Annotated in this window: 28 protein-coding genes; 23 read left to right on the top strand and 5 right to left on the bottom strand. The window is 67.3% G+C overall.

Annotated elements, in window-relative coordinates:
• Positions 1 to 15: 15 nt before the first annotated feature.
• The gene (locus tag R4823_RS19995; RefSeq protein ID WP_087840798.1) at positions 16 to 750 is read right to left on the bottom strand and encodes a glycosyltransferase family 2 protein; all 735 of its coding nucleotides are present in this window, start codon (positions 748 to 750) and stop codon (positions 16 to 18) included.
• 182 nt (positions 751 to 932) lie between these two features.
• Between R4823_RS19995 and R4823_RS19990 the strand changes: the two genes are divergently transcribed.
• On the top strand, positions 933 to 2,333 hold the full coding sequence (locus R4823_RS19990; protein ID WP_279818331.1) for a DEAD/DEAH box helicase: 1,401 nt from the start codon (positions 933 to 935) through the stop codon (positions 2,331 to 2,333).
• A 43-nt stretch (positions 2,334 to 2,376) separates the two neighbouring features.
• Here R4823_RS19990 and gluQRS read toward each other — a convergent pair whose 3' ends face one another.
• Positions 2,377 to 3,267, bottom strand: a complete 891-nt coding sequence (gene gluQRS / locus R4823_RS19985) for a tRNA glutamyl-Q(34) synthetase GluQRS (RefSeq protein WP_279818329.1) — start codon at positions 3,265 to 3,267, stop codon at positions 2,377 to 2,379.
• A 256-nt stretch (positions 3,268 to 3,523) separates the two neighbouring features.
• Here gluQRS and R4823_RS19980 point away from each other — a divergent pair, with 256 nt between their 5' ends.
• From R4823_RS19980 to R4823_RS19925, 12 genes are all read left to right on the top strand, one after another.
• Positions 3,524 to 4,453, top strand: a complete 930-nt coding sequence (locus R4823_RS19980; RefSeq protein WP_132979374.1) for a DnaJ C-terminal domain-containing protein — start codon at positions 3,524 to 3,526, stop codon at positions 4,451 to 4,453.
• A gap of 2 nt (positions 4,454 to 4,455) precedes the next feature.
• Positions 4,456 to 4,773, top strand: coding sequence for a chaperone modulator CbpM (locus R4823_RS19975; protein ID WP_087840794.1), 318 nt, complete (start codon positions 4,456 to 4,458; stop codon positions 4,771 to 4,773).
• Positions 4,774 to 4,919: 146 nt separating this feature from the next.
• Complete coding sequence (locus R4823_RS19970; protein ID WP_087840793.1) at positions 4,920 to 5,762, top strand: IclR family transcriptional regulator; 843 nt, start codon at positions 4,920 to 4,922, stop codon at positions 5,760 to 5,762.
• Complete coding sequence (locus R4823_RS19965; RefSeq protein WP_087840792.1) at positions 5,762 to 6,559, top strand: SDR family oxidoreductase; 798 nt, start codon at positions 5,762 to 5,764, stop codon at positions 6,557 to 6,559. The genes R4823_RS19970 and R4823_RS19965 overlap by 1 nt, the downstream gene beginning before the upstream one ends.
• Complete coding sequence (locus R4823_RS19960; RefSeq protein ID WP_087840791.1) at positions 6,552 to 8,231, top strand: thiamine pyrophosphate-binding protein; 1,680 nt, start codon at positions 6,552 to 6,554, stop codon at positions 8,229 to 8,231. Before R4823_RS19965 ends, R4823_RS19960 begins: the two co-directional genes overlap by 8 nt.
• A 6-nt stretch (positions 8,232 to 8,237) precedes the next feature.
• Complete coding sequence (locus tag R4823_RS19955) at positions 8,238 to 9,713, top strand: aldehyde dehydrogenase (RefSeq protein ID WP_132979440.1); 1,476 nt, start codon at positions 8,238 to 8,240, stop codon at positions 9,711 to 9,713.
• 129 nt (positions 9,714 to 9,842) lie between these two features.
• Positions 9,843 to 10,802 carry a VOC family protein gene (locus R4823_RS19950; protein ID WP_338619212.1) on the top strand — a complete coding sequence of 320 codons (960 nt, stop codon included), beginning with the start codon at positions 9,843 to 9,845 and terminating at the stop codon, positions 10,800 to 10,802.
• Positions 10,803 to 10,811: 9 nt separating this feature from the next.
• On the top strand, positions 10,812 to 11,135 hold the full coding sequence (locus tag R4823_RS19945; protein ID WP_087840789.1) for a hypothetical protein: 324 nt from the start codon (positions 10,812 to 10,814) through the stop codon (positions 11,133 to 11,135).
• Positions 11,132 to 11,362, top strand: coding sequence for a recombinase-like helix-turn-helix domain-containing protein (locus R4823_RS19940; RefSeq protein ID WP_207958609.1), 231 nt, complete (start codon positions 11,132 to 11,134; stop codon positions 11,360 to 11,362). Before R4823_RS19945 ends, R4823_RS19940 begins: the two co-directional genes overlap by 4 nt.
• A 10-nt stretch (positions 11,363 to 11,372) precedes the next feature.
• Positions 11,373 to 12,392, top strand: a complete 1,020-nt coding sequence (locus R4823_RS19935) for an aromatic ring-hydroxylating dioxygenase subunit alpha (protein ID WP_087840787.1) — start codon at positions 11,373 to 11,375, stop codon at positions 12,390 to 12,392.
• 58 nt (positions 12,393 to 12,450) lie between these two features.
• Complete coding sequence (locus R4823_RS19930) at positions 12,451 to 12,870, top strand: RidA family protein (protein ID WP_087840786.1); 420 nt, start codon at positions 12,451 to 12,453, stop codon at positions 12,868 to 12,870.
• A 20-nt stretch (positions 12,871 to 12,890) separates the two neighbouring features.
• The gene (locus tag R4823_RS19925; protein WP_087840785.1) at positions 12,891 to 13,847 is read left to right on the top strand and encodes a PDR/VanB family oxidoreductase; all 957 of its coding nucleotides are present in this window, start codon (positions 12,891 to 12,893) and stop codon (positions 13,845 to 13,847) included.
• A gap of 457 nt (positions 13,848 to 14,304) precedes the next feature.
• Here R4823_RS19925 and R4823_RS19920 read toward each other — a convergent pair whose 3' ends face one another.
• Complete coding sequence (locus R4823_RS19920) at positions 14,305 to 15,036, bottom strand: FCD domain-containing protein (RefSeq protein WP_242621595.1); 732 nt, start codon at positions 15,034 to 15,036, stop codon at positions 14,305 to 14,307.
• A 206-nt stretch (positions 15,037 to 15,242) separates the two neighbouring features.
• On the opposite strand from R4823_RS19920, the gene R4823_RS19915 reads away from it, so the two are divergent.
• The 10 genes from R4823_RS19915 to R4823_RS19870 all read left to right on the top strand — a co-directional run bounded on the left by R4823_RS19915 (position 15,243) and on the right by R4823_RS19870 (position 24,396).
• Positions 15,243 to 16,106, top strand: coding sequence for a VOC family protein (locus tag R4823_RS19915; protein ID WP_087840783.1), 864 nt, complete (start codon positions 15,243 to 15,245; stop codon positions 16,104 to 16,106).
• Positions 16,103 to 16,804, top strand: coding sequence for a class II aldolase/adducin family protein (locus R4823_RS19910; RefSeq protein ID WP_207958608.1), 702 nt, complete (start codon positions 16,103 to 16,105; stop codon positions 16,802 to 16,804). The genes R4823_RS19915 and R4823_RS19910 overlap by 4 nt, the downstream gene beginning before the upstream one ends.
• A 10-nt stretch (positions 16,805 to 16,814) precedes the next feature.
• Complete coding sequence (locus R4823_RS19905) at positions 16,815 to 18,269, top strand: 2-hydroxymuconic semialdehyde dehydrogenase (protein ID WP_087840782.1); 1,455 nt, start codon at positions 16,815 to 16,817, stop codon at positions 18,267 to 18,269.
• A gap of 10 nt (positions 18,270 to 18,279) precedes the next feature.
• Complete coding sequence (locus tag R4823_RS19900; RefSeq protein ID WP_087840781.1) at positions 18,280 to 18,471, top strand: 2-hydroxymuconate tautomerase; 192 nt, start codon at positions 18,280 to 18,282, stop codon at positions 18,469 to 18,471.
• 38 nt (positions 18,472 to 18,509) lie between these two features.
• Entirely contained in the window at positions 18,510 to 19,670 is a 1,161-nt protein-coding gene (locus R4823_RS19895) for an ABC transporter substrate-binding protein (RefSeq protein WP_087840865.1), read from the top strand.
• Between the two features lie 297 nt (positions 19,671 to 19,967).
• The gene (locus R4823_RS19890; RefSeq protein ID WP_087840780.1) at positions 19,968 to 20,882 is read left to right on the top strand and encodes a branched-chain amino acid ABC transporter permease; all 915 of its coding nucleotides are present in this window, start codon (positions 19,968 to 19,970) and stop codon (positions 20,880 to 20,882) included.
• Positions 20,883 to 21,003: 121 nt separating this feature from the next.
• Positions 21,004 to 22,014, top strand: coding sequence for a branched-chain amino acid ABC transporter permease (locus R4823_RS19885; RefSeq protein WP_087840779.1), 1,011 nt, complete (start codon positions 21,004 to 21,006; stop codon positions 22,012 to 22,014).
• Complete coding sequence (locus R4823_RS19880; RefSeq protein ID WP_087840778.1) at positions 22,011 to 22,766, top strand: ABC transporter ATP-binding protein; 756 nt, start codon at positions 22,011 to 22,013, stop codon at positions 22,764 to 22,766. Before R4823_RS19885 ends, R4823_RS19880 begins: the two co-directional genes overlap by 4 nt.
• A gap of 15 nt (positions 22,767 to 22,781) precedes the next feature.
• Positions 22,782 to 23,477, top strand: coding sequence for an ABC transporter ATP-binding protein (locus tag R4823_RS19875; protein ID WP_087840777.1), 696 nt, complete (start codon positions 22,782 to 22,784; stop codon positions 23,475 to 23,477).
• 139 nt (positions 23,478 to 23,616) lie between these two features.
• Positions 23,617 to 24,396, top strand: coding sequence for an SDR family oxidoreductase (locus R4823_RS19870; RefSeq protein ID WP_087840776.1), 780 nt, complete (start codon positions 23,617 to 23,619; stop codon positions 24,394 to 24,396).
• Positions 24,397 to 24,479: 83 nt separating this feature from the next.
• On the opposite strand, the gene R4823_RS19865 is transcribed toward R4823_RS19870, so the two are convergent.
• Together R4823_RS19865 and R4823_RS19860 are read right to left on the bottom strand one after the other, a co-directional pair.
• Positions 24,480 to 25,457, bottom strand: coding sequence for a tripartite tricarboxylate transporter substrate binding protein (locus R4823_RS19865; RefSeq protein ID WP_243724443.1), 978 nt, complete (start codon positions 25,455 to 25,457; stop codon positions 24,480 to 24,482).
• A gap of 21 nt (positions 25,458 to 25,478) precedes the next feature.
• Complete coding sequence (locus R4823_RS19860) at positions 25,479 to 26,633, bottom strand: M20 aminoacylase family protein (RefSeq protein WP_243724442.1); 1,155 nt, start codon at positions 26,631 to 26,633, stop codon at positions 25,479 to 25,481.
• Between the last annotated feature and the right edge of the window lie 45 nt (positions 26,634 to 26,678).

Below are 26,678 nucleotides of genomic sequence, written 5' to 3'. Positions count from 1 at the left end.
GTTTTGCCTCCGCGCCTACTTCAGGCTGAGCTTCGCGTAGCGATAGAAACTGCCGGCGGCCGCGGTGGCCGCGAGCAGGAACCCATGGCGGCCGTCCAGGAAGCCGCGCTTGAAGAGGTACAGCCGCACGAAGGTCCAGGCGCCATGGCCGATCGCCGCGCCCATGCCGGCGCGCCGGCCGCGCGCGTGTAAAGCCTGCGCGCTGTCGGTGGAATAGCGGTTCATCTTCGCGATGGCGCTGTCCAGGTCGGGATAGGTGTAGTGCAGCAGATGCGGCGCCAGGTGCCCCACCTCGCCGTCGGCGACCACCTTCTCGTGCACCAGGTCGTCGCTGAAGCGCGCCGTGCCGCGCCGGAACAGGCGCAGCACGCGATCGGGCCACCAGCCGCTGTGCCGGATGAAGCGGCCGCAGAAGCTGGACAGCCGCGGCATGTCGTACGCATCGTGGCGCGGAGCGCGCAGGGTGTCGGCGATGGCGGCGGCCAGTTCGGGCGTCACCCGCTCGTCGGCGTCCAGCGACAATACCCAGTCGCCGGTGGCCAGGGCCAGCGCGCGGTTCTTCTGCGGGCCGAAGCCCGGCCAGTCCGAGGTGACCTCGACCCGGGCGCCAAGGCTGCGCGCGATGTCCACCGTCTCGTCGGTGCTGCCCGAGTCGACCACGACGATTTCGTCGGCGAAGCGGACCGATTCCAGGCAGTCGGCCAGATTGCGGGCCTCGTTGCGGGCGATGATGATGACGGACAGGCGCATGGCGCATGCGGAGCAGGGTGGCGATGCCGCCATTACAGCATGGTGGGGCGAGGCGGCGGGCCAGGTCGCCGCCGTTTTTCTTCCTGGCTGACAGGGCGGCTTTTGGGGTAAAATCTAAGTCTTTGATTTTTCTGGACTATTGATACGCATCATCGTGTTGCGGCATTGGTGGTCCGCCCACCATGACAGATACAGCGGCATCAGGGCCCAGTTCTTTTGCCGATTTCGGCCTGCACCCCGACATACTCAAGGCGGTCGTCGCCACCGGGTACACCATTCCGACGCCTATCCAGGCGCAAGCGATTCCGGTCGTCACCAGCGGCCGCGACGTAATGGGCGCAGCGCAAACCGGAACCGGAAAGACCGCGGCTTTCACCCTTCCCATCCTCCATCGGCTCATGCCCTTGGCCAACCACAGCGCCTCGCCGGCACGGCATCCCGTCCGCGCGCTGATCCTTACGCCCACGCGCGAGCTGGCCGACCAGGTGGCCGACAACGTCAAGCGCTACAGCCAGTTCACGCCCCTGCGCGCGGCCGTGGTCTTCGGCGGGGTCGACATCGGCCCGCAGAAGGAAGAAGTGCGGCGCGGCTGCGAGGTGTTGATCGCGACGCCGGGGCGCCTGCTCGACCACGTCGAGCAAAAGACCATCAACCTGGGCCAGGTCGGCATGCTGGTGCTGGACGAGGCCGACCGGATGCTCGACATGGGCTTCCTGCCGGATCTCGAGCGCATCATCCGCCTGCTGCCCCAGCAGCGCCAGACGCTGCTGTTCTCGGCCACCTTCAGCAACGAGATCCGCAAGCTGGCGCGCTCGTACCTGACGCAGCCGGTCGAGATCGAGGTCGCGGCGCGCAACGCCACCGCCGACACCGTCAGCCAGATCGCCTACAAGCTCAGCGGCGACGCCAAGCGTGCAGCGGTCGTGCACCTGGTCAAGTCGCGCGGCCTGAAGCAGGTCATCGTGTTCTCCAACACGAAGATCGGCACCGCCCGCCTGGCGCGGCAGCTCGAGCGCGACGGCGTGCGCGCCGAATCCATCCACGGCGACAAGACCCAGGCCGATCGCATGAAGGCGCTCGAGGCCTTCAAGGCCGGCGAGCTGGAAGTGCTGGTGGCGACCGACGTCGCGGCCCGGGGCCTGGACGTGGCCGGCGTGCCCTGCGTGATCAACTACGACCTGCCCTATAACGCCGAGGACTACGTGCACCGCATCGGGCGCACCGGCCGCGCCGGCGCCACGGGCGAGGCCATCGCGCTGTTCACGCCCGAGGAAGAGAAGTTCCTGCTCGACGTCGAGAAGCTGATCAAGCGCCAGATCCCGCGCGGCCAGCTGGACCTGCCCGCCTCGCTGCTGGCCTCGTCGCGCGGCGAGCGTCCGGTCCGTAGCCATGGCGGACGCGGCGAGCGCGGCGAACGCCATCGCTACGAGCCGCCGTCCAAGCCCGTCGACGATTTCTTCTTCCGTCCCTACGTGCCCGCGGCCGGCGCCGAGCCTGCCCGCACCGAGGCGCCTCCCGTGCCGGCGCGCACCTCCGCCAAGCGGCCGCTGGCCGTGCTGCTGGGCGGCGGCAAGAAGGACTGAGTTTCTCGCCGCGCATGATCGGGGCGCCGGCCGCGCCCCGGCCTCACCCCCCGCGTATTTCCCATCGCCGCGCCCAGCGGTCCGTCGCCTTGGCCAGGAAGGCCGGAGCGTCCGCCGCCGGCAGCGGCTCGAATTGCAGGTGGCGCCATGCCTCCTGCAGCGCGGCCAGCGGCCGGCGCGTATCGATCGCCGCGGCGCCGGTCTGCTTCGACAGTTTCTGCCCGTCGGCATTGACCACCACCGGTACGTGCATCCAGCGGGGAACCGGCAGGGACAGCAGCGTCTGCAGGACTTTCTGCCTGGGCGTCGATCCGAGCAGGTCCTCGCCGCGGACGACGTCGGTGACGCCTTGCCAGGCATCGTCCACCACCACGGCCAATTGGTAGGCCCACATCCCGTCCGCGCGAAAAAGCACGAAGTCGCCCACGTCGGCCGCCACGTCCTGCTCGATCACCCCCATCCAGCGATCTTCGATGCGCACGTCGCCCGGCGGCACGCGCAGCCGCCAGGCGCGCGCCGGCTTGCCGTGCAGCCCGTCGCGGCAGGTGCCCGGATAGGGCAGCTCGCCGGGCGGGAGGTAGCCGCGCGAGTTCAGGATGGAGTCGGCGATTTCCTTGCGCGTGCAGCCGCAGGCGTAGACCATGCCCTGCCGCCGCAGCGCATCGAAGGCGTCGCGGTAGGCCTGGTGGCGCGAGGACTGGTGGAGGACCTCGCCGTCCCAGTGCAGGCCCAGCGCGCGCAGTTGCTCGAGGATGACGCGGTCGGCGCCTTCCACGACCCGGGGAGCGTCCAGGTCCTCGATGCGCACCAGCCAGCGCCCGCCGTGGGCGCGGGCGTCCAGGTAGCTGGCCAGCGCGGCCACCAGCGAGCCCTGGTGCAGGGGGCCGGTGGGGCTGGGGGCGAAGCGGCCGACGTAGTCCGATGGCGCGTGCATGAGGGACGCCGTTCCTTGAGTTCGAATGAAGTCCTCGAAGGATACGGCACAAATCAACGAGGTTCTGCTGTCCGGCCCGCCCTGATAGACTGGAAACGGACGAAGGCCGGTCTTCGCCCCCGACGATTGAAATCGGTCGGCGTGTCCCACATATAAGACAGTAACTGGCCGGCCCGGCGGTGTGCCGGGCCGGCGTCTTCGGCCGCCGGGTCCATCCCACGGCAGGGGGCGCACTTTACTTTGCGAGACCGCGGCTATGGAGTTCAAGGACTACTACGCTACTTTGGGCGTCGAGCAGGGGGCGTCGGACGACGATATCCGGCAGGCCTACCGCAAGCTGGCCCGCAAGTACCATCCGGACGTCAGCAAGGAGGCCGACGCCGAGCAGCGCATGCGCGACGTCAACGAGGCCTACCAGGTGTTGAAGGATCCCGAGAAACGGGCCGCCTACGACAACCTGGCGGCCGGCGTCTCGCCCGGCGGCGATTTCCGGCCTCCGCCCGACTGGGACAGCGGATTCGAGTTCCGCGGGGCCAGTCCTCGCGACGACGCCGCGTTCAGCGAGTTCTTCTCGTCGCTGTTCGGCGCGCGCCATCGTCCGGGCGGCGCGCAGATGCGCGCCCGGGGCGAGGATCATCACGCCGCCATCGAGATCGACCTCGACGACGCCCTGCACGGCGCGACCCGCGACATCTCGCTGCGCTCCATCGGCCACGACGAGAACGGCCAGCCCCGGCTGCAGACGCGCACGCTGAGCGTCCGCATCCCGGCCGGGATTCGCGAGGGACAGTTCATCCGGCTGGCGGGGCAGGGCATGCCCGGCCTGGGTGGCGGCGAGAATGGCGACCTCTATCTCGAGGTCCGGATCAAGCCCCACCCGCGCTATCGGGCCGAGGGCCGCGACCTGTACATGGACCTGCCGGTGGCCCCGTGGGAAGCCGCGCTGGGCGCCACGGTGCGGGCGCCCACGCCGCACGGCCCGGTCGAGGTCGGCGTGCCGGCGAACTCGCGCAACGGCCGCAAGCTGCGCCTGAAGGGCAGGGGCATCCCGGGCGACCCGGCCGGCGACCTCTATCTGGTGCTGGAGATCGCCTGGCCGCCCGCCGATACCGAAAAGGCGAAGGCCGCCTATAGACACCTGGCGCAGGAAATACCCTTCGACCCGCGCCGGAACCTGGGAGACTGACGATGAAGACGGTGGCCGTCACCGCCACATTGGTGGGCAAGGACCAGCCGCTCAGCACCGGGGACCTGGCCCGGGCCTGCGGCGCCGAGGAAGCCTGGGTGCTGCAATTGGTCAAGGTCGGCATCATCGAGGCCAGCGGCCGTCCGGCCGACTGGTGCTTCGACAGCGCCGCGCTGCGGCGGGCGCTGGCTGCCCGCGACCTGCAGCGCGATTTCGATGCCAGCCTGGACGCGGCGGCGCTGATCCTCGACATGAGCAACGAGATACGGCGGCTGCGCGCGCGGCTGCGTGTGCTGGGCCTGGACGCCGAAGCCCGCTGAATACCACGATTTCGGGTTTACCCTAGTGCCGACGAAGGGGCGGAGCGGCTATATTTCGTTCTGTTCCGTGTATGGATTGTCAGTTCATATTTGAAACGATATCCATGCGCATCCCTTAGCCACTCGTCCGAACCCCAGCGCGCGCCGTGAACCCGCTTTCCCCCCAGGAAACCCCGCAGGACAAGTACGTCGTTCCCGGCCTCGAGCGCGGCCTGCGGGTGCTGTGCGAGGTCGGCCAGGCCCAGGGCGCCATGAACGCGCCCGAACTGGCGCGTCGGCTGGGCGTGCCCCGCACCACGGTATTCCGGTTGCTGGCCACGCTCGAGCGCATGGGCTTCATCCATCGCGCGGACAACGGCCGCGACTATTCGCTGGGCATGGCCGTGCTGCGCCTGGGCTTCGAGTACCTCGCCTCGCTCGAGCTGACCCAGTTGGGGGCGCCCCTGCTGGAGCGGGTGCGCAACGAATTCAATCTCTCCTGCCATCTGGTGGTGCGCGACGGCGCGGACATCGTCTACGTCGCCAAGGCCGCCGCCAACACGCCCCTCGCCAGCTCGGTGAACGTCGGCACGCGCCTGCCGGCCCATGCCACGGTGCTGGGCCGGGTGCTGATGGCCGACATGTCCCTGGAAGCGCTGCGCGAGCTGTACCCGCAGGGGACGCTGCCCGTCGTCAACGCGTTCACGCCCCGCTCGGTGGAACAATTGCACGCGCTGCTGGTGCAGGACCGCCGGCGGCCCTATCTGTTGCACGAAGGCTTCTTCGAGTCGGGCATCTCCACCCTGGCCGCGCCGGTGCGCGAGCAGGGCGGCGCCATCGCCGCCGCGCTGGGCGTGGCGATGCCCGCCGTGCCGCTCGAGGCCGGACGCCTGGAGCGCCTGGCGCGCAGCGTCTGCGAAAGCGCCGCCGAACTTTCTTCTTTGCTCAACTACCGTGGGCAGGATGCCGCCTACGGTCTCGATGAAAAACTGAACGGAATGGTTGCCTGATGACTATGTATAAGCTTGACGGGAAGGTCGCCGTCGTCACGGGGGGAACCTCGGGCATCGGACTCGCGACGGTCGGCTTGCTGCTGGAAGCCGGCGCTGCAGTCGCCTTCTGCGGCCGCAACGAGGACAAGCTCGACCAGGCCAGGGAAGGCCTGCTGGCGCGCTTTCCCGGCGCCCGCATCCTCGCGGCCCGGTGCGACGTGCTGGTGCCCGAGCAGGTCGAGGCTTTCGCCGCCCAGGTGCAGAAAGAACTGGGAACGGCGTCCATCCTGGTCAACAACGCCGGCCAGGGCCGCGTGTCCACGTTCGCCAGCACCGAGAACTCGGCGTGGCTGGACGAAGTCCAACTGAAGTTCTTCTCGGTCATCAACCCGACCCGCAGCTTCATCCCGCAGCTTTCACTGAGCGAGGACGCCGCGATCGTGTGCGTGAACTCGCTCCTGGCGATCCAGCCCGAACCGCACATGGTGGCCACGTCGGCCGCGCGCGCCGGCATCCATAACCTGGTGCGCTCGCTGGCCTTCGAACTGGCCCCCAAGAAGATCCGCGTGAACGGCATCCTGCTGGGACTGGTGGAATCGGGCCAATGGCGCCGCCGCTACGAAGAGCGCAAGGATCGCTCCTTGACCTGGGAACAATGGACGGGCCGCATCGCCGCCGAGAAACAGATCCCGCTGGGCCGCCTGGGCCGCCCCGAAGAGCCCGCGCGGGCCATTTTCTTCCTTGCCACGCCCTTGTCTTCCTACACGACGGGCAGCCATATCGATATTTCCGGAGGGGTTTGCCGTCATGCCTAATGTCAACCGTATCACCGTCGGCGCAGCCATTGCGCAGTTCCTGGAGAACTGCGGCGTCAAGGCGGCATTCGGGGTCATCTCGATCCACAACATGCCCATCCTGGACGCCTTCGGCGAACGCGGCAACATCCGCTTCGTCATGGCCCGGGGCGAGGCGGGCGCGACCAACATGGCCGACGCCTATGCCCGCACCACCGGCGGCCTGGGCGTGACCGTGACCAGCACCGGCACCGCCGCCGGCAATGCCGCGGGCTCGATGGTCGAAGCCATCACCGCCGGCACGCCGCTGCTGCACCTGACCGGCCAGATCGACAGCCCCTACCTGGACCAGAACCTGGGCTTCATCCACGAAGCCAACCATCAGCTCGACATGCTGCAGGCCGTCTCCAAGGCCGCGTTCCGCATCCGTACGCCCGAGACCGCCATCGGCATCGTCAAGCGCGCCGTGCAGATCGCCATGACCGCGCCCACCGGCCCGGTCAGCATCGAGATTCCCATCGACGTGCAGGCCGCGCTGATCGACGAACCCGCCGACCTGAATCCGCTGCCCGTGGTGCCCCTGGCGCCGTCCGAGGCCGCGCTGGACGAACTGGCCAACCGCCTGGCCCAGGCCAAGCGCCCGCTGCTGTGGCTGGGCGGTGGCGCCCGCCAGGCCGGCGAACAGGTGCGCCGTCTGGTCAAGATGGGCTTCGGCGTGATCACCAGCACGCAGGGCCGCGGCGTGATCCCGGAAAACGACCCGGCCTGCCTGGGTTCGTTCACGGTCGCCAAGCCGGTCGAGAACCTCTACCAGACGGTGGACGCCCTGCTGGTGGTCGGCTCGCGCCTGCGCAGCAACGAGACGCTGAAGTACGCGATCAAGCTGCCCGCGACCCGGTACCGCATCGACGCCGATTCGCAGGCGGACGGCCGCGCCTATACCACCGATTTCTTCGTCAACGGCGACGCGACGCTGGCGCTCAAGGGCCTGGCCGACCGCCTGGAAGGCAAGATGTCGGTCGATCCCAAGTTCCTGGACGACATCCGGTCCGCCAAGCAGGCCGCGATGGCCAAGCTGCGCGATGACGTCGGCCCGTACACCCGGCTGATCGACACCTTGCAGTCGGTGGTGGGCGAGTCCTTCAACTGGGTCCGCGACGTCACGTTGTCCAACAGCATCTGGGGCAACCGCCTGCCCTGCCTGCACGAGCCCAAGGCCGGCGTGCATGCCCTGGGCGGCGGCATCGGGCTGGGCCTGGCCATGGGCGTGGGCGCCGCCGTCGGCGCGGCCGTGACCGGCTCGGGCAAGAAGACCTTCACGCTGGCCGGCGACGGCGGCTTCATCCTGAACCTGGGCGAGTTGGCGACGGCCGTGCAGGAACAGGCCGACATGCTCATCGTCCTGATGAACGACCAGTCGTACGGCGTCATCAAGAACATCCAGGACGCGGTCTATGGCGGGCGCAAGCATTACGTGCAACTGCATACCCCCGACTATGCGCTGCTGACGCAGTCCATGGGCCTGGGCCATGCCCGCGTCAAGAACCTGGACGAGCTGGAAGGCGCGCTCAGGCAGGGCCTGGCCGCCAAGGGCCCGTTCATCGTCGAGATCGACATGTTGTCGGTCGGCGGCTTCAACACCAAGTTCGCGGGTCCCCCGGTCAAGGCCGCGACCGACAAGGCGGGAGCCTGAACCATGCTGATTTCCGACAAGAATCTTCCCATCTGCGTCGCCGGCGTCTGGCGCGAGGGCGGCGGCGACCGCTACGCGACCGTGTATCCGGCCACCGGCGAGCCCGTGGCCTACCTGAACGCGGCCAGCCTGGACGACGTCGAAGAGGCGATCCAGGGCGCGCACAAGGCTTTCCGCACCAGCGGCTGGGCCCAGCGCAAGCCGCACGAGCGCGCCGCCGTGCTGTACCGGATCGCGCAATTGATCCGCGAGCGCGCCGAGGACCTGGCCCAGCGCCAGCGCCTGGACAACGGCAAGCCCATCAGCGAGACGCGCGCGCTGGTGGCCAGCGCCGCGGGTACCTTCCAGTTCTTCGCGGCCGCCTGCGAGACGCTGGAGGAAGTGATCACGCCGTCGCGCGGCGACTACGTTTCCATGAGCGTGTACGACCCCATGGGCGTGGTGGCCGCCATCACCCCCTGGAACTCGCCCATCGCCAGCGAGGCCCAGAAAATGGCCCCGGCGCTGGCCGCCGGCAACGCCCTGGTGGTCAAGCCCGCCGAAGTTACGCCGCTGATGGCCCTGGACCTGGCCGCCATCTGTGAAGAGGCCGGCGTGCCCAAGGGCATCATCAGCGTGCTGCCGGGCAAGGGCTCGGTCATCGGCGACGCCATCACCAAGCACCCGCTGGTCAAGCGCGTGTCCTTCACCGGCGGCACGACCACCGGCCGGCACATCGCCCACATCGCGGCCGACAAGATGATGCCGGTGTCTCTGGAACTGGGCGGCAAGTCGCCCACCATGGTGTTCGAGGACGCCGACCTGGACCATGCCGTCAACGGCGTGCTGTACGGCATCTTCAGTTCGTCGGGCGAATCCTGCATCGCCGGGTCGCGCCTGTTCGTCGCCTCGTCCATCTACGAGCAGTTCCTGGACCGCCTGACCAAGGGCGCCGCGGCGCTGCGCGTGGGCGACCCTGCCGACGAGCGTACCCAGATGGGCCCGCTCATCACCGGCCGCCATCGCGAATCGATCGAGCGCTACGTCGAGCTGGGCGTGTCCGAGGGCGGCCGCATCCGCACCGGCGGACATCGTCCGGAAGGCGGCATCTACGACAAGGGCTATTTCTATCGCCCCACCATCATCGAGGGCCTGGACAACCGGGCGCGCATCAGCCAGGAGGAGATCTTCGGGCCGGTGCTGGTGGCGATGCCGTTCGACAACGAAGAGAACCTGATCGAGCAGGCCAACGACAGCGTGTACGCGCTGGCCGCCGGCATCTGGACGCGCGACTACAAGCGCGCCTGGCGCGTGGGCCGCGCCGTGCAGGCCGGCACGGTGTGGATCAACACCTACAAGTTCTTCTCGATCTCCACGCCGTTCGGCGGCTGGCGCGACAGCGGCCTGGGTCGCGAGAAGGGCCGACTCGGCATCCTGCAGTACATGGAACAGAAAGGCATGTACTGGGGCATGAACCAGAATCCTTTGCCTTGGGCAGTGTAGGGCTCCCCCCTACGCGCTTACGCGCGCCCCCCAGGGGGCGGGCGGCGAAGGACCGGCGGAGCCGGATCCTTCGTGCCCTGGTCTAGGTGGGGCGTCTTGGTGCGGAGCACCAAGTTTTGGAGAGATATGATGGACGTATTGGGTATAGACGAAATCACCTACGGCGCCGACGATCTGGCCGCGTGCAAACAGTTCTTGTCCGACTGGGGCCTGACGCTGGCCGAGGAAACCGACAAGTCGCTGGTGTTCGAGTCGATGAACAAGTGCCGGGTGATCGTGAAGACCACCGATTTCCCGGGCCTGCCGCCGGCGATCGAGGATGGCCCGACGCTGCGTGAAGTGGTGTGGGGCGTGTCCAGCGACGAAGTGCTGGAGCGCTTCGCCGCTCGCCTGAAGGACAAGCCGGGCTACGTGAACGAAGGCGGGCGGGTCGGTTGTACCGACCCCAACGGCCTGGCGGTACGTTTCCAGACCACTCGCAAGATCGACATCGACCTCGACAGCCCGGGCATGAACACCTGGGGCACCAAGGCCCGTCGCAACCAGCGCAGCCCGATCTACGAGCGCGCCACGCCCATCGAGGTCGGCCACGTGGTGTTCTTCGTGAAGGATGTGAAGGCCTGCGAGCAGTTCTACACCGAGAACTTCGGTTTCGTGGCTTCCGACCGCTATCCGGGCAAGGGCGCCTTCCTGCGCTGCGCGCCCGAGGGCGGCCACCATGACCTGTTCCTGTTGCAGCCGCCGCAGCCGCGCGCCGGCCTGAACCACGTGGCGTTCGCCGTGCGCGACATCCACGAGGTGTTCGGCGGCGGCATGGCGATGGCCCGCCATGGCTGGAGCACGCAGCTCGGCCCGGGCCGCCATCCGATATCGTCGGCCTACTTCTGGTATTTCAATTTCCCGGGCGGCGGCCTGATCGAGTACTACGCCGACGACGACTACCTGGACGCCGAGTGGGAAGCCCGCGTTTTCGAGCCCGGTCCCACGGTGTTCGCCGAATGGGCGATCGACGGCGGCCTGGACGGCAACACCCGCCGCCAGAAGAACGCCAAGGCGCCCGACGGCAAGTTTCTTACCGAGAAGAAATAGGGGCGACGTATGGCCGAGCCGGCGAATGTGATGTTGACCGTGCTGCTCAAGCACGATCAGTCGAACAATCTGGACGCGGTCCAGACCAAGCTGAAAGAAGCCGACTGGTGGGAACGGTTCCCGCCCGAGGGCGTGAAGATCGTGTCCTGGACCGTGGCGATGGGGCTGGGGCAGATCGTGACGCTCGAGGTGCCGCCGCATCTGCTGGCCACGGTCAATGTCGAGCTCGAGCGCTCGGCCTGGGGCGTGTTCCGCACCGAGTGCTATCCCACTTATGACTTTGTTCCCGTTCGCGAACGCATCCGCGAACGCGTACGCAACGGAGGTAAATGATGCAAGAAGACCGTTATCTGGAACCGCATCAGGCGCGGCGCCGTACTCCCACGGAATGGGAAAGCCTGCTGGGCGATTCGCTCGAGCGCGCGTTCGCGGCGGGCAAGCATGAACTGGCTCCCATCGTCGACTACCTGAACCATGCCGGCCCCCCGGCCCCCAACGGCGTGCCCTGGACCGAGGAACTGCTGCAATCCGAACTGGCCCGCCTGGCCGAGACCGCCTGAGGAGTCCGCCATGATCAAGATCGATAGCCCCGACACCCTGCTCGCGAACGGCCTGAAAGACACCTGGTACGCGATCTGTCCGTCCAATTTCATTACCGACAAGCCCGTGTCGCTGCGCCGCCTGGGCATGAAGCTGGTGTTCTGGCGCGACGAAGCCGGCAAGCTGTACGCGCTGGAAGACCACTGCCCGCACCGTGGCGCGCCGCTGTCGCGCGGCATCCTGCTGGGCGACCGCATCGCCTGCGGCTACCACGGCGTGCAGGTGCGCGCCGACGGCGTGGTGACCAACGTGCCGGGCAGCCCCGGCTGCAGCCTGGAAGGCAAGCGCGCCGCGCGTTCCTTCCACGTGGTCGAGCGCAACGGCGCGGTGTTCCTGTACAACTCGGCCAACAACGTGGACGAGGCTCCCGATTTCACGCTGCCGGAAGAACTGGTCTCGGACGAGTTCGCCTCTTTCCTGTGCTACACCGAGTGGCGCGGCGACTATCGCTACGTCATCGACAACGTCATGGACCCGATGCACGGGACCTACCTGCACAAGCAGTCGCACTCGATGGCCGAAGGTTCCTCGGTGGCGGAGTTCGGCGTGCGCGACACCGAGCACGGCTTCGTGTTCGAGAAGAAGGGCCAGCGCGGCGTGAACTTCGACTGGACCGAGTGGGCCAATACCGGCCTGCACTGGCTGCGGCTCGAGATCCCGTATCCCGCCACCGGCGGCCCCGGCGGCAGCTTCGCCATCGTCGGCACCTACACGCCCATTTCCGAGAACCTGGCCGCCGTGTTCCACTGGCGCTGCCGCAAGGTCTCGGGCTGGCAGCGCCATGCGTGGCAGTTCCTGTACCGCAACCGACTGGAAGCGCGCCACTGGGCGGTGCTGGAGCAGGACCGCGAAGTGCTGGAAGTCATGGAGCCGGACGCCAACCAGCGCGAGAACCTGTACCAGCACGACATCGGGCTGGTCCGCCTGCGCCGCCACCTGCGCAACCTGGCGACCGAGCAGTTCGAGCAACTGAAAGGAAAGACGGCGTGAGCCGCCGTGCCGGGCATGGATTCCCCGTCCGGGGAATCCGCGGCGCCTGGAGGCGGCGATGAGCGGCGGCGCGGCGGCGCGCCGCGTCATCGCGCCGTCGGTGCCCGAGCGCGAGACGGCCACCTGGTCCAATTGCCTGGTCCTGGGCAATGAAATCTCGATGTCGGGCATGACGGCCAACCCTGAATCCACGGCCGCCGCACCGCTGGGCACCTACGAACAAACCCTGATTGTGCTAGGCAAAATCCGCGCTTTGGTCGAGGCCGCTGGCGGAGGGGTGCAAAATATTTATAAACTGGTGATTTACGTGACGAACATCCAGGACAAGGATGAAGTCGGAAGGGCCCGCAAGGAGTTCTTCCGGGCGCCTTATCCGTGTTCCACGTTGGTCGAGGTGCGTGGCCTCGTTTTTCCCGGTCTGACCGTGGAGATCGATGCGTTTGCGCGGCTCGACATCGCCCTGCGTGCCGACGCATAACCGTTTTTTCCGACCTTTTCATGAACAGCAGCTCACTCCTTACGGTACTGGTTCACGCCATCCGCCTTGAAGCGCAGGGCATCATCAGTGTCGAGTTCCGCTCGCCCACGGGCGAAGAACTGCCTGCCTTCGCCGCGGGCTCCCACATCGACCTGCATCTGCCCAACGGCCTGGTGCGCAGCTATTCGCTGTTCAACTCGCCCGAAGAGCGGCATCGCTACGTGGTGGGCGTGCTGAACGACCGTAACAGCCGCGGCGGTTCGCGCTTCGTGCACGAGCAGCTGCGCGTGGGCTCGACCATCAAGATCGCGCCGCCGCGCAACAACTTCGAGCTGGACGAGTCGGCGGCCAAGTCGGTGCTGCTGGCCGGCGGCATCGGCGTGACGCCCATCTTCTGCATGTACAACCGCCTGCGCGCCATTGGCAAGCCGGTGGAACTGGTCTATTGCGCGCGCACCAAGAGCGAGGCGGCGTTCGTCGACGAGCTGGTGGCCTCGGGCGGCAAGGTGACGACGCGCTTCGACGACCAGGCCGGCGGCCCGCCCAACCTGCGCGAGCTGCTGGGCTCGCAGCCGGCGGACACCCATTTCTACTGCTGTGGCCCCACGCCCATGCTGGACGCCTTCGAGGCCACCTGCAAGGAACTGGGCTACCAGAACGTGCACATCGAACGCTTCGCCGCCGCCGGCGAAGTCACGGCCTCGCAGGAGGGCAGCTACCAGGTCGAGCTGGCCAAGTCGGGCAAGACCATCGACGTGCCGGCCGGGATGTCGCTGCTCGATGCGCTGCTGGAAGCCGGCGTCGACGCCGACTACAGCTGCCGCGAAGGCGTGTGCGGCGCGTGCGAGACCGCCGTGCTGGAAGGCACGCCCGAGCATCGCGACTCGGTGCTGACCGAGCGCGAGCGCGAGTCGAACAAGACCATGATGGTCTGCGTGTCGGGCTGCAAGGGCGCCAAGCTGGTGTTGGATATTTGACCCCCCCTACGCGCTGACGCGCGCCCCCCAGGGGGCGATGCGGGTGGACCGGCGGAGCCGGATCCACCGCATCCTGGGTCTAGTACCCGTTTCTTGGGTTGTGGCAGCCGTGCTTCGCTGGCTGCCAGCGGTAGTAACGGTGTGGCGTACCAAAAAACCGGTACTAGATCCAGGGCGCCGCGGATCCGGCTTTGCCGGTCCGCTAGTGCCGCCCCTTGAGGGGCGCGGCCATAGGCCGCGTGGGGTGGGCTCTCCTGCCGGTCCGCTAGTGCCGCCCCTTGAGGGGCGCGGCCGAAGGCCGCTTGGGGGTGGGTTTCCCCGACCGGCGGAGCCGGATCCACCGCATCCTGGGGCCGAGGGGGGCGGGAGTCGGGCGGTGTCTTTGGGCACCGCCTTTTTTATGTCCGTTTGATAGGCAGGCGTAATACGGGGGAGGGCAAAGTCCCCGGGCGGAGCCCTACGGCGCCGCCGCGCCGTCGGCGATGGGCGTGACGTTCGTGAACAGGTCCGCCGGCAGGTGCTTGACCGCCTCGTAGGTCGTGCTGATGTGCTCGGACAGCAATTGGCCGGCGCGTTCGCCGTCCCGCGCCAGCGAGGCCTCCAGGATGTTGCGGTGCTCGTCGTGCACGTCGCGCGGAATGGGCTTGCGCGTGACGACCAGCCGCCGGTAGCGCTCCGCCTGCTGGTACAGGATGCCCAGGAAGTGGTGCATCCAGCGTGACGTACAGGCGCTGATCAGCGCCTGGTGGAACTCGCGGTTGCGGTCTTCCCACTCGTCGAAGCGGTTGACCGGATTCGTGGCAAGGCGTTCCTCGGCCCGGCTCAGGCGGTGGAAGGCGGCGATGATGCGGCTTTCCCAGACGTCGTCGCCGGCCTGGATGGCCTGCCGCAGCGCTTCGCACTCCAGCAGGATGCGATTGCGGGTGATGTCCAGGAAATCTTCCATGGAGATGGGCGTGACATGGAAGCCGCGCTGGCCGTGGGAGACCACCAGCGCATCGGACACCAGCAGCGACAGCGCCTCGCGCAGCGTGCCGGCGCCGACTCCATAGGAATCCTTCAGGTGTTCCACGCGCAGGCGCGAGCCCGGCGCAAGCTTGCCTTCGATGATGTCGCGCCGCAGGGCGGCATAGGCCGTGCCCACGAGCGTGGTGGGGGCGGCTGCGTGGGCCAGGGGCGGTAGTTCCAATGGGATTCCAGGCATGCGTCTCGGGCGGCTGGGTGCCCCCTCTCATGAGCGATGGCTAGATTCTAGTCGATTCTCGATGAAATCCCCGGGCATTAGGGAAATCCATAAAATCTCGATAAAAATATTTCCAACCGATATTTTGTGGCGTATCGTGTCCGCCTACGAAAAGTGCAGGGGGCTTTCACGGCCCCCAGCTGGAGACACCGGTGATTCATCTACACGACATCCGCTACGTGCGGCTGGGCACGCCCGACCTGGAAGGTTCGGTGCGCTATGCAACCGAAGTCCTGGGTCTGGAAGTGGCCCGCCGCGTCGGCAAGGCGGTCTACCTGAAGTCCGACAGCCGCGATCACACGCTCTGCTATTTCGAAGGTGATCCGCGTGACCACACCTCGGCCTTCGAGGTCGACACGCCCGAAGAACTCGACCAGGCCATGGTGCTGCTGGAGCAGTCGGGCTACGCGGCCACCCGCGGCAGCGTCGAGGAAGCCGAGAAGCGCCACGTGCGCGACTTCATCAACTTCAAGGACCCGTCGGGCAACAGCGTCGACCTGGTCCATGCGCCGCACCATAGCGGCCGCCGCTATTTCCCGTCGCGCGACGCGGGCATCACGGGATTCAGCCACATCGGCCTGCGCACCCTGAATCCCCGCCGCGACGAAGCCTTCTGGACCCAGCTGCTCAGCGCCAAGGTCAGCGACCGCATCGGCGAAGCGCCCCTGCTGCGCATCGACGAAGTGCATCACAAGATCGCGCTGTTCCCGTCCAGCTACCCCGGCGTGCAGCACATCAATCATCAGGTCGAGAGCATCGACGACGTGATGCGGGCCTATTACATCCTGCTGGAGAAGCGCATCCCCATCCGCTTCGGCCCGGGCCGCCATCCGACCTCGGGCGCGATGTTCCTGTATTTCGAGGGACCGGACGGCATGATCTACGAATACTCGACGGGCGTGCGCCTGATCACGGAAGAGGACGAGAAGACCTACCGTCCCCGCACTTTCCCTGCCATCCCGTCGTCGTTCTGCATGTGGGGATCCAAACCCGATATTCCGGAGTTCAAGACTTGAGCCAGCACGACAACGCACCGACCGCCCGGCAGCAGAGCCTGGTGCGGGCGGCCGCCCGCGCCCTGGCGCGCGCCAACCTGGTCCATGCCTACGGCCATTGCAGCCTGCGGCTGGATGCCGACCGTTTCCTGGTGTGCGCCGCCAAGCCCATGGGCATGATCGGTCCGCACGAGGACGGCACCGTGGTCCCGGTTCGCGGCGAACTGCCCGAAGGCGTGCTGGGGGAAGTCCGCATCCACCAGCACATCTATCGCTTGCGGCCCGAGGTCGGAGCGGTGATCCGCAGCATGCCGCGCGACGTGATGACCCTGTCGTCCGCGCGCGTGACGCCGGCGCCGCGCCATGGCATGGGCTCGTATTTCTCGCCGGCCGTCCCGCTCTGGGACGATCCGCAACTGATCCGCACCGACGAGCAGGCCGCCGGCGTGGCCGCGAAGCTGGGCACCGCCGCGGCCGTGGTCATGCGCGGCAACGGCGCGGTGGTAGCCGCGCCCAATATCGAGCAGGCGGTGGTGCTGAACTGGTACCTGGAAGACGCCGCGCGCATCGAGCTGCAACTGCGCGCGGCCGGACTGGCCGACGGCCCGACGCTGTCGCCGGAAGAGGCGGCCCGCCGTGCCACCGGCGCAGGCCGCATCTTCGAACGCATGTGGGAATACCTGTGCGACGGCGATCCCGAATTTGCAAACGTCATCTGAGAATACAGCCATGAACGAATTCAAGAATTTCATCAACGGCCAGTGGGTCGCCACCGGCAAGACCTTCGAGAACCGCAACCCCGTCGACAACAGCCTGATCGGTCCCGTGCACGAGGCCGGCCGTGCCGAAGTCGATGCCGCCGTCAAGGCCGCGCGCGCCGCCCTGTCGGGCCCGTGGGCGACCATGAAGGTGCAGCAGCGGGTGGAAATGCTGCACGCCATCGCCGACGGCATCAACCGCCGGTTCGATGATTTCCTGGCGGCCGAGATGGCCGATACCGGCAAGCCCCACGTGCTCGCCAGCCATGTCGACATCCCCCGCGGCGCCGCCAACTTCAAGGTCTTCGCCGACCTGATCCGCAATGTGCCGGGCGAAAGCTTCGACATGGAGACCCCTGACAACGGCTTCGCGCTGAACTACGCGGTACGCGTGCCGCGCGGCGTCATCGGCGTGGTCTGCCCGTGGAACCTGCCGCTGCTCCTGATGACCTGGAAGGTCGGCCCGGCCCTGGCCTGCGGCAACACCGTCGTGGTCAAGCCGTCCGAGGAAACCCCGGCCACCGCCACGCTGCTGGGCGAGGTGATGAACGAGGTCGGCGTGCCGCCCGGCGTCTACAACGTCGTCCACGGTTTCGGCCCGGACTCCGCCGGCGAATTCCTGACCCAGCATCCCGACGTGGACGGCATTACCTTCACCGGCGAGACCCGTACCGGCGAAGCCATCATGAAGGCCGCCGCCAAGGGCGTGCGCCCGGTGTCGTTCGAACTGGGCGGCAAGAACCCCGGCATCGTGTTCGCCGACGCCGATTTCGACAAGGCTGTCGCCGGCATCGCCCGTTCCGCGTTCGAGAACAGCGGCCAGGTGTGCCTGGGTACCGAGCGCGTCTACGTGCAGCGCCCCATCTTCGAGAAGTTCGTTGCCGCGCTCAAGGCCAAGGCCGAGTCGTTCAAGCTGGGCGATCCGCACGACCACGCCACCAATTTCGGTCCGCTGGTCTCGCAGGTGCATCGCGAGAAGGTCCTGAGCTATTACGCCAAGGCCCGCGAGGAAGGCGCCACCATCGTCACCGGCGGCGGCGTGCCCGACATGCCCGGCAAGATGTCCGAGGGCGCCTGGGTGCAGCCCACGATCTGGACCGGCCTGCCCGAGACGGCCGCCGTGATCCGCGAGGAGATCTTCGGACCCTGCTGCCACATCACGCCCTTCGACACCGAGGAAGAAGTCATCAAGATGGCCAACGACACGCCGTACGGCCTGGCCGCCACGGTGTGGACGCAGAACGTGGGGACCGCCCATCGCCTGGGCAAGGCCTTGAACGTCGGTATCTGCTGGGTCAACTCGTGGTTCCTGCGCGACCTGCGCACGTCGTTCGGCGGCGCCAAGCAGTCGGGCATCGGCCGCGAGGGCGGGGTGCACTCGCTGGAGTTCTACACCGAACTGCGCAACGTCTGCGTGAAACTGTAAGGAGCTCGCCATGCCCCTCATCCAGGTGCAAATGATGGAGGGCCGCACCGACGAACAGCGCGCGGCCCTGATCGAGGAGTTGACCGAAGCGACCCACCGCGCCATCGGCGCTCCCCGCGAGTCCGTGCGCGTGGTGCTGGTCGAAGTGCCCAAGACGAATTTCGGGATAGGCGGCAAGACCGCCAAGGCGCTGGGGCGCTGATTTCCCGCTATTTCCCGACGAAGGAGACATAGTCGATGATGAAGAAGCAAACCGCCGTACTGGTCGCGGCGGCCCTGATGGTTGCCGGCGCCGCGCACGCCGAGGTCAAGATCGGTTTTTCCGGGGTGCTGTCGGGCCCCATGGCGGCGCTGGGCCAGGACCAGTACGACGGCTTCATGCTGGCCGTCGAGCAACTGGGCGGCAAGCTGGGCGGCCAGCCCGTGACCGTGCTGCGCGAGGATGACCAGCTCAAGCCGGACGTCGGCGCACAGATCGTCCAGAAGTTCATCGAGCGCGACAAGGTCGACGCCATCGTCGGGCTGGGCTTCTCGAACGTGCTGATGGCCGAGACCCGCCGCATCAAGGATTCGGGCGTCGTCGCGCTGTCGACCAACGCCGGTCCGGCCCCGATCGCCGGCAAGGGCTGCATGGCCAACCTGTTCGTGATGGGGTGGCAGAACGACGGCATGTCCGAAGCCATGGGCAAGTACGCCAAGGAACAGGGCTACAAGAACGTCTACCTGATGACGTCGAACTACCAGGCCGGCAAGGACAAGCTGGCCGGCTTCAAGCGCTTCTACGGCGGCGCGATCCAGAACGAGGTCTACACCCCGCTGGGCCAGCTCGACTACGCGGCCGAGATCGCCGCCGTCCAGAGCGCCAAGCCGGATGCCCTGTTCGTGTTCTATCCCGGCGGCGTGGGCGTGAACTTCGTGCGCCAGTTGAACCAGGCCGGCCTGATGGGCAAGCTGCCGTTCCTGTCCGAGAGCCTGATCGATTCCAACTCGCTGGCCGCGCTCAAGCAGCAGGCGGTCGGTTCGATCTACGGCACGCCGTGGGCGCCGGTGCTCGACAATCCGCAGAACAAGAAATTCGTGTCGGGCTACGAAGCCAAGTACAAGCGTCCCCCCACCGAGTACGCGGTGGCCGCCTATGACGCCGCCTACCTGCTGGATGCCGCCATCACCAAGCTGGGCGGCAAGGTGTCGAACAAGAAGGCCTTCGCGGCCGCCGTCAAGGAAGCCGGCTCCAAGTTCCCCACGGCCCGTGGCAAGTTCGCCTTCAACACCAACAACATGCCCATCCAGCACTACTACGCCTACGAGATCGTCAAGAACGGCGACGGCGTGGGCTACAAGCAACTGTCGCAGGTCCTGACGGACCACAAGGACGCGTACGCGGCTGAATGCAAGATGTAGACCCCCCCCCCTACGCGCTTACGCGCGCAAGGAAAGCCCACCCCCTACGCCCTTCGGGCGCCCCCTCAAGGGGGCGATGCGGGTGGACCGGCGGAGCCGGATCCACCGCATCCTGGGTCTAGGTCCCTTATCCTGGGTTGGGGCTTCCCTTTCAGGGGTGGCACCGATGGATGATGGGGGCGGGCGCCGGTATGCTGGGTGGCGATCGCCGCCACGGGATCGGGGAGTGCATGGGCACTAAGAACGAAAGAACCGGGTATGCGGGGAAGACCCGGGTTTTGACACGGAAGTCTGTCAATGAATAGTTCGCTGTTTTTGTCGCAGTTGCTCAATGGTGTGCAGCTCGGCGTCTTGTTGTTCCTGCTGTCATCAGGGTTGACCCTGATCTTCGGCATCATGAATTTCATCAATCTCGCGCACGGTTCGCTGTACATGGTCGGCGCGTTCATCGGCGCCGCCACCTACAACGCGAGCGGGTCCTTCATCTTCGCCATCGCCGCGGCCATCATCTCGGCCGGGCTGGTGGGGCTGCTGCTGGAGCACCTGGTCGCCAAGCCGCTGTACCGGCACGACCACCTGTACCAGGTGCTCGCGACCTTCGGCCTGATGATGTTCTTCAACGAGCTGGCCATCGTCATCTTCGGCAACCGTCCCTACTACGCGGCCATTCCGTCGGCGCTGGACGGCGCCGTGACGCTGTTCGGGTCGCAGTATCCCGTCTACCGGATCCTGATCATCGCGGTCGGCGTGCTGGTGGCGCTGGGTGCCTGGTACCTGATCCAGAAGACGCGCTTCGGCATGCTGATCCGCGCCGGCGCCAGCAATTCGCCCATGGTCAGCGTGCTGGGCGTGAACATCGACCTGCTCAAGAAACTGCTGTTCATGCTCGGGGCGGGGCTGGCGGGACTGGCTGGCGCGCTGGCCGGGCCCATCCTGTCGGTGCAGTCCGGCATGGGCGAACCGGTCCTGATCCTTGCGCTGGTGGTCATCGTGGTGGGCGGTATCGGGTCCATCCGCGGCGCATTGGTGGCGGCGATGATCATCGCCGTGATCGATACGCTGGGGCGCGCCTACATTCCGCACCTGCTCGGCTCGTTCATGCAGCCCGCCTCGGCCAACGCCGTCGGCCCGGCCATGGCCTCCATGCTGATTTATGTGCTGATGGCGCTGGTGCTGGCTTTCCGCCCCAATGGCATCCTGAACAAGAAGTAGGCCCCCCCCTACGCGCTTCGCGCGCCCCCCAGGGGGCGGCACTGGCGGACCGGCGGAGCCGGATCCGCGGTGCCCTGGGTCTGGTTGCGGCGGTAACTGATATTCCTGCAAGGTAGACGATATGAATCGCGTCAAATTCGGGGCCTGGATGATCCCGGTCCTGTTCATAATCCTGGCGGCCGTGCCGTTCGTCGCGCAGGCGATAGGCGAGCCGTTCTACGTGACGTTCTTCGCCCGCGTGCTGATCTATGCGCTGGCCGCCTGCGCGCTGAACCTCGTGCTGGGATTCGCCGGCCTGGTCAGCTTCGGCCATGCCATGTTCATCGGCCTGGGCTGCTATGCCGTGGGCATACTCAGCTACTACGGCATCAGCGATGGCTGGCTGCAACTGCTGACCGCCGTGGTCGTGTGCGCGCTGGTCGGCCTGGTCGTGGGCACCGTATGCCTGCGCACCTCGGGCATCGGCTTCATCATGATCACGCTGGCCTTTGCCCAGATGTTCTACTTCCTGATGGTCAGCATGACCACCTTCGGCGGCGACGATGGCCTGAACATCAATGAGCCGAGCAACTTCGGGCTGTTCGAGCTGTCGGGCAGTTCCGAGGTCTACTGGGCGGCCTGGGCCGTGCTGCTGGCGGTCACGGTGTTCCTGGCGCGGCTCAAGAAGTCGCCGTTCGGCATGGTGCTGCAGGCCACCCACATCAACCCCCGCCGCGTCAACGCCTTCGGCTACTCGGTCTTCCGCGTGCAGCTGGCCGCCTACGTCCTGTCCGGCGTGCTGACCGGGCTGGCGGGCCTCCTGCTGGCGAACCTGACGGCCTTCGCCTCGCCCAGCTACATGTCGTGGCCGGTGTCGGGCGAACTGATCGTCATGCTGGTCATCGGCGGGCTGGGCACGATCACCGGTCCCATCGTGGGCGCGATCGCCTTCCTGGTCATGGAAGAGTTCTTCAAGGGCCTGACCCAGCACTGGATGCTGATCATGGGGCCGGTCATCGTCGTGATCGCTCTGCTGACCAGGAACGGCTTCGCGTGGCTGATCCGCCCGCGCGAAGCGTCCGCCCCGGCGCCGTCCGCGGCGCCTGCCGCGGCGCCCAAGGTCGCCGCCGTTTCCGCGGGAGAATCGCAATGAACGCCATCGGACTGCGTACCCAGGACCTGGTCAAGCGCTTCGGCGGCTTGCGCGCCACCGACGGCGTGACGCTGGAGATCGAGCCGGGCGAACTGCACGCCATCATCGGCCCCAACGGTGCCGGCAAGACCACGCTCATCAACCTGCTGACCGGCGAGCTGCGCTCGGACGAAGGCAGCATCGTGCTGGGCGGCGAAGAAGTCAGCGGCACGCCCGTGCAGCACCGCGTGGGCATGGGCCTGCTGCGGTCCTACCAGATCACGTCCATCTTCGACGCCTTCACCGTGGTCGAGAACGTGTGCCTGGCGGCGCTGCGCAAGAAAGGCGTGCGCTGGGCCGTCTGGAAGCCCATGTCGTCCTACGGGGATGTCATGGAAAAGGCCCGCGCGATCATCGAGCAGTGCCACCTGTCCGACGTGGCCGACACCGTGGTGTCCAACCTGGCCTACGGCCAGCGGCGCCAGCTCGAGGTCGCCATGGCGCTGGCGGCGGATCCGCGCATCCTGCTGCTGGATGAGCCCATGGCCGGCATGAGCGCGGCCGAAGGCGCCGCGGCCATCGAGCTGCTGCGTTCCCTGAAGGGCCGCTACACCATCCTCCTGATCGAGCACGACATGAACGCGGTCTTCTCGCTGGCCGACCGCATCAGCGTGCTGGTCTACGGCAAGATCGTCGCGACCGGCTCGATCGAGGAAATCCGCAACCATCCCGAAGTGCGCCGCGCCTATCTGGGCGACGACGCCGATGCCTGAGGCAGGAGTTCACGCATGCTTTCCATACAAGGACTGGCGGCCAAGTACGGTTCCTGCCAGGCACTGTTCGACATCGACATGGAGGTCAAGCGCGGCGAGGTCGTGGGCCTGATCGGCCGTAACGGCATGGGGCGCACGACGGTGATCAACTGCCTGTTCGGCCTGCTCAAGCCGGCGGCCGGCAGCATCACTTTCGACGGGCAGACGCTGAACGGCATGGCGCCGTACCGCGTGGGCCGGCTGGGACTGTCGCTGGTGCCGGAAGGGCGCCAGATATTCCCCACGCTGACCGTGGAGGAAAACCTGATCGCCACGTCCAAGCGCACCGACGCCTCGGCCTGGACGCTGGACAAGATCTACGGCCTGTTCCCGCGCCTGAAGGAGCGGCGCTCCAACCTCGGCACGCAGTTGTCGGGTGGCGAGCAGCAGATGCTGGCCATCGGCCGCGCGCTGATGACCAACCCCCGCCTGCTGGTGCTGGACGAGGCCACCGAGGGCCTGGCCCCCATCGTGCGCGCCGAGATCTGGAGCGTGCTGGCCCAGCTCAAGCAGGAAGGCCTGACCATGATCGTGGTGGACAAGAACACCAAGGCCCTGCTGCGCTTGTCCGACCGCAACTTCATCCTGGACAAGGGCGTGACGGTCTGGCGCGGCACGTCGCCGGAACTCTCGGCACGTCCCGAGCTGATCGCCCAGTACGTCGGCGTCTAGGACCCACCCCCTACGCCCCCTCAAGGGGGCGGCACTGACGGACCGGCAAAGCCGGATCCGCCGTGCCCCCGGGGCACCATCCGGCTGACGATGGCCGGCGTTTTTCCCGCTTGTAGTCATGGGATCGATTGGAGTAGCAATGAGGTTGAAGGACAAGACGGCGCTGGTGACCGGCGCCGCGGGCGGTATCGGGCTGGCGATCGCCAAGCGGTATAGCCAGGAAGGCGCCAACGTGGTGCTGGTGGATCGCGCCGAGAAGGTCGAGGGCGAGGCCTTGGCGGCCATGCCCGGCCCGGCGCGCGCGATGCGCGGTGACGTCACCGATCCGGCCCAGGTGGCCGAGATGGTGGCGCTGTGCGAGCGCGAGTTCGGCGGGCTGGACATCTGCGTCTGCAATGCCGGCGTGATCCGCGCCGCCGAGTTCCTGGACGTGACGCTGGAGGACCTGGACTTCGTGATGAACGTCAACGTCCGCGGGACCTTCCTCGTGGCCCAGGCCGCCGCCAAGGCCATGGTGCGGGGTGGACGCGGCGGCAGCATCATCACGCTGTCGTCGATGACGGCCGAGCTGGCGATGTCCAACCAGCTGGCCTACGGCGCCAGCAAGGGCGCGGTGCGGCAGATGACCAAGGCCATGGCGCTGGCGATGGCGCCGCACGGCGTACGCGTCAATGCGCTGGGGCCGGGCAGCATCGATACCGACATCATGTCGACCATCACCGACAATCCCAAGGCGCTGCACACGGTGTTGTCGCGCATCCCGATGACGCGGCTGGGGCGGCCGGAAGAAGTGGCCGGCGCTGCGGTGTTCCTGGCCAGCGAGGACGCCAGCTACGTGACCGGGCAGACGGTATTCGTCGACGGCGGCCGCCTGGCGCTGAACTATACGGTGGAAGTCCCGGGCGCGGCCCGGGAGTAGGCATCGCGCGGTGATCGACAAGGGCCTCGGGGCATGCGCCGCCGGGGCCTTTGCATTTCAGCGCGGGATTTCCGCTTGGCCGGTCAGTCGAGTGAAATGTTCGCCTTCCTGATCACCGGCCCCCACAGCGCATGATCGGCCTTGATGCGCGCGGCGAACTCCTCCGGGCTGGAGGTGTAGACCACCGAGCCGTGCGCGTCGTAGAGCTTCTTCATGTCCTCGGCCCGGACCGCCTTGGCGATCTCGCGATTCAGCCGCTGGACGATGTCGGCGGGCACGCCGGCCTGGGCCACGACTCCCAGCCAGACGGTGTCTTCCAGGCCCTGGTAGCCCTGCTCGGCGAAGGTGGGGACGCCGGGCAGGCCGGGCAGGCGTTCCCGGGTGTTCACGGCCAGGGCCTTGAGCCGGCCGTCCTTGACCTGCGGCTCGATCAGGGCGGAGCCGGCCAGGTAGAGCTGGGTCCGGTCGCTGATGGTGGAGTTGAGCGCGTCGGGGCCGGACTTGAACGGGACGTGGAGGATGTCGGCCCCGGTCTGCAGCTTGAACATCTCGAACAGGACGTGAGGCGGCGAGCCGGTGCTGGAGGAGGCGTAGTTCAGCACCCCGGGCCTGGCCTTGGCCAGCGCGACCAGTTCCTTGAGCGAGCCGGCGGGCAGGGCGGGGCTGGCGGTCAGCACCATGGGAATGACGGCGATGGGGCTGACGGCCTGGAGGTCGGCCTGCGGGTGGTAGGGCAGCTTGCTGAACAGATACTGGTTCCAGACGGCATGCGCGTTGGTGACCACCGCCAGCGTGTAGCCGTCGGCGGCGCTGTTCTTCAGGTTCGTCATGGCGAGCAGGCCGCCCGCGCCGGGGCGGTTGTCGATCACCACGGCCTGTCCCAGGGATGTCCGCATCTTCTCGGCGATGGGGCGGGCGAACAGGTCGGGCAGGCTGCCCGGCGCACCGTTGACGATCAGGTGGATGGGGCGCGTGGGGTAGGCGGTCTGGGCCTGCGCCGGCGCGGCGGCAAGCATGAGGAGCCCCAGGACGGGGGCGGCAAGGTAGCGGGATGCGTGCATGGCGGAGTCCTCGGTTTGGGGTCAGGCCACCAGACGGCGGCGCGCGATCTCGATCATCATCGACATGCCGACGGGCAGCACGTCGTCGTTGAAATCGAACTTGGGGTGGTGGCACATGTGGCCGCCATTGCCCAGGAAGAAGTAGCAGCCGGGTTTTTCCTGCAGCATGTAGGCGAAGTCCTCGGAGGCCATCAGCGGCGGAATGTCGGGCTCCAGGCCGTCCGGGCCGACGACGGCCAGCGCGGCCTCGCGTACGACCTGCGCCTGTTCGGCGTTGTTGATGGTGGCGGGGGAGGTCTGCAGATGCTCGAACTCGATGCGGCAGCGGTGGGCCTGTTCGGCGCCGGCGCAGATTTCCTTCAGTCGCTTGAGGACCTCCGCCTGCACGCCGTGGTCCAGCGTGCGCACCGTGCCCTCCAGCACGGCCTGGTCGGCGATGACGTTGATGGCGGTACCGGCGTGGAACTGGCAGACGCTGACCACCGCGGTCTGCAGCGGATCCACCGAGCGGCTGACGATGGTCTGCAGCGACTGCACCAGCGCGCTGCCGACCACCACGGGATCCACCGTGCGGTGCGGGCTGGCGGCATGGCCGCCGACGCCGTGGATGCGGATGCGGAACAGGTCGCAGGCCGACAGCGTGGCGCCGTTGCGCACGCCGACGCGGCCGGGCTCCAGCGGGGGGTGGTTGTGCAGGCCGTAGAGTTCGTCGCACGGAAAGCGTTCGAACAGGCCGTCCTGGATCATGGTCGAGCCGCCGCGCAGCGTTTCCTCGGCAGGCTGGAAGATCAGGTTCAGCGTGCCGCGGAAGTCGCGGTTCGACGCGAAATGGCGAGCCACGCCCAGCAGGATGGCGGTATGGCCGTCGTGGCCGCAGCCATGGAAGCGGTTGGGACGCACCGACTGGTAGGGCAGCCCGGTCTGTTCCTGCATGGGCAGCGCGTCCATGTCGGCGCGCAGGCCGAGGTTGCGGCCGGGACCCTGCGCGCCGTGGATGACGCCGACCACGCCCGTTCCGCCGATGCCGGCATGGGTTTCGATGCCCCATTCACGCAGGCGTTCGGCGACGAAGGCCGCCGTCTCGTGTTCCTCGAAGCCGAGTTCGGGGTTGCGGTGGAGCGTGCGCCGCCATGTGGTCATGTCCTGGGCGTGCGTGTCCGAGACCTCGATTTTCATTGCAATCCTATCGTCTGAAGCGAAAAATAGGATGCTATTTCAACT

Origin of the sequence: Pigmentiphaga sp. CHJ604, assembly GCF_036972535.1 — a bacterium.
Taxonomy (GTDB): Bacteria; Pseudomonadota; Gammaproteobacteria; order Burkholderiales; family Burkholderiaceae_B; genus Pigmentiphaga; species Pigmentiphaga daeguensis.
The sequence above is the reverse complement of the archived record's forward strand: the minus strand, read 5'-3'. Positions and strand labels throughout refer to the sequence as shown.

What these genes read in the sequence shown, in the direction of transcription:
- R4823_RS19995 (WP_087840798.1), bottom strand. Translation starts at nt 750, where the DNA reads ATGCGCCTGTCCGTCATCATCATCGCCCGCAACGAGGCCCGCAATCTG.
- R4823_RS19990 (WP_279818331.1), top strand. Translation starts at nt 933, where the DNA reads ATGACAGATACAGCGGCATCAGGGCCCAGTTCTTTTGCCGATTTCGGC.
- gluQRS (WP_279818329.1), bottom strand. Translation starts at nt 3,267, where the DNA reads ATGCACGCGCCATCGGACTACGTCGGCCGCTTCGCCCCCAGCCCCACC.
- R4823_RS19980 (WP_132979374.1), top strand. Translation starts at nt 3,524, where the DNA reads ATGGAGTTCAAGGACTACTACGCTACTTTGGGCGTCGAGCAGGGGGCG.
- R4823_RS19975 (WP_087840794.1), top strand. Translation starts at nt 4,456, where the DNA reads ATGAAGACGGTGGCCGTCACCGCCACATTGGTGGGCAAGGACCAGCCG.
- R4823_RS19965 (WP_087840792.1), top strand. Translation starts at nt 5,762, where the DNA reads ATGACTATGTATAAGCTTGACGGGAAGGTCGCCGTCGTCACGGGGGGA.
- R4823_RS19960 (WP_087840791.1), top strand. Translation starts at nt 6,552, where the DNA reads ATGCCTAATGTCAACCGTATCACCGTCGGCGCAGCCATTGCGCAGTTC.
- R4823_RS19950 (WP_338619212.1), top strand. Translation starts at nt 9,843, where the DNA reads ATGGACGTATTGGGTATAGACGAAATCACCTACGGCGCCGACGATCTG.
- R4823_RS19945 (WP_087840789.1), top strand. Translation starts at nt 10,812, where the DNA reads ATGGCCGAGCCGGCGAATGTGATGTTGACCGTGCTGCTCAAGCACGAT.
- R4823_RS19940 (WP_207958609.1), top strand. Translation starts at nt 11,132, where the DNA reads ATGATGCAAGAAGACCGTTATCTGGAACCGCATCAGGCGCGGCGCCGT.
- R4823_RS19935 (WP_087840787.1), top strand. Translation starts at nt 11,373, where the DNA reads ATGATCAAGATCGATAGCCCCGACACCCTGCTCGCGAACGGCCTGAAA.
- R4823_RS19930 (WP_087840786.1), top strand. Translation starts at nt 12,451, where the DNA reads ATGAGCGGCGGCGCGGCGGCGCGCCGCGTCATCGCGCCGTCGGTGCCC.
- R4823_RS19925 (WP_087840785.1), top strand. Translation starts at nt 12,891, where the DNA reads ATGAACAGCAGCTCACTCCTTACGGTACTGGTTCACGCCATCCGCCTT.
- R4823_RS19905 (WP_087840782.1), top strand. Translation starts at nt 16,815, where the DNA reads ATGAACGAATTCAAGAATTTCATCAACGGCCAGTGGGTCGCCACCGGC.
- R4823_RS19900 (WP_087840781.1), top strand. Translation starts at nt 18,280, where the DNA reads ATGCCCCTCATCCAGGTGCAAATGATGGAGGGCCGCACCGACGAACAG.
- R4823_RS19895 (WP_087840865.1), top strand. Translation starts at nt 18,510, where the DNA reads ATGAAGAAGCAAACCGCCGTACTGGTCGCGGCGGCCCTGATGGTTGCC.
- R4823_RS19890 (WP_087840780.1), top strand. Translation starts at nt 19,968, where the DNA reads ATGAATAGTTCGCTGTTTTTGTCGCAGTTGCTCAATGGTGTGCAGCTC.
- R4823_RS19885 (WP_087840779.1), top strand. Translation starts at nt 21,004, where the DNA reads ATGAATCGCGTCAAATTCGGGGCCTGGATGATCCCGGTCCTGTTCATA.
- R4823_RS19880 (WP_087840778.1), top strand. Translation starts at nt 22,011, where the DNA reads ATGAACGCCATCGGACTGCGTACCCAGGACCTGGTCAAGCGCTTCGGC.
- R4823_RS19875 (WP_087840777.1), top strand. Translation starts at nt 22,782, where the DNA reads ATGCTTTCCATACAAGGACTGGCGGCCAAGTACGGTTCCTGCCAGGCA.
- R4823_RS19870 (WP_087840776.1), top strand. Translation starts at nt 23,617, where the DNA reads ATGAGGTTGAAGGACAAGACGGCGCTGGTGACCGGCGCCGCGGGCGGT.
- R4823_RS19865 (WP_243724443.1), bottom strand. Translation starts at nt 25,457, where the DNA reads ATGCACGCATCCCGCTACCTTGCCGCCCCCGTCCTGGGGCTCCTCATG.
- R4823_RS19860 (WP_243724442.1), bottom strand. Translation starts at nt 26,633, where the DNA reads ATGAAAATCGAGGTCTCGGACACGCACGCCCAGGACATGACCACATGG.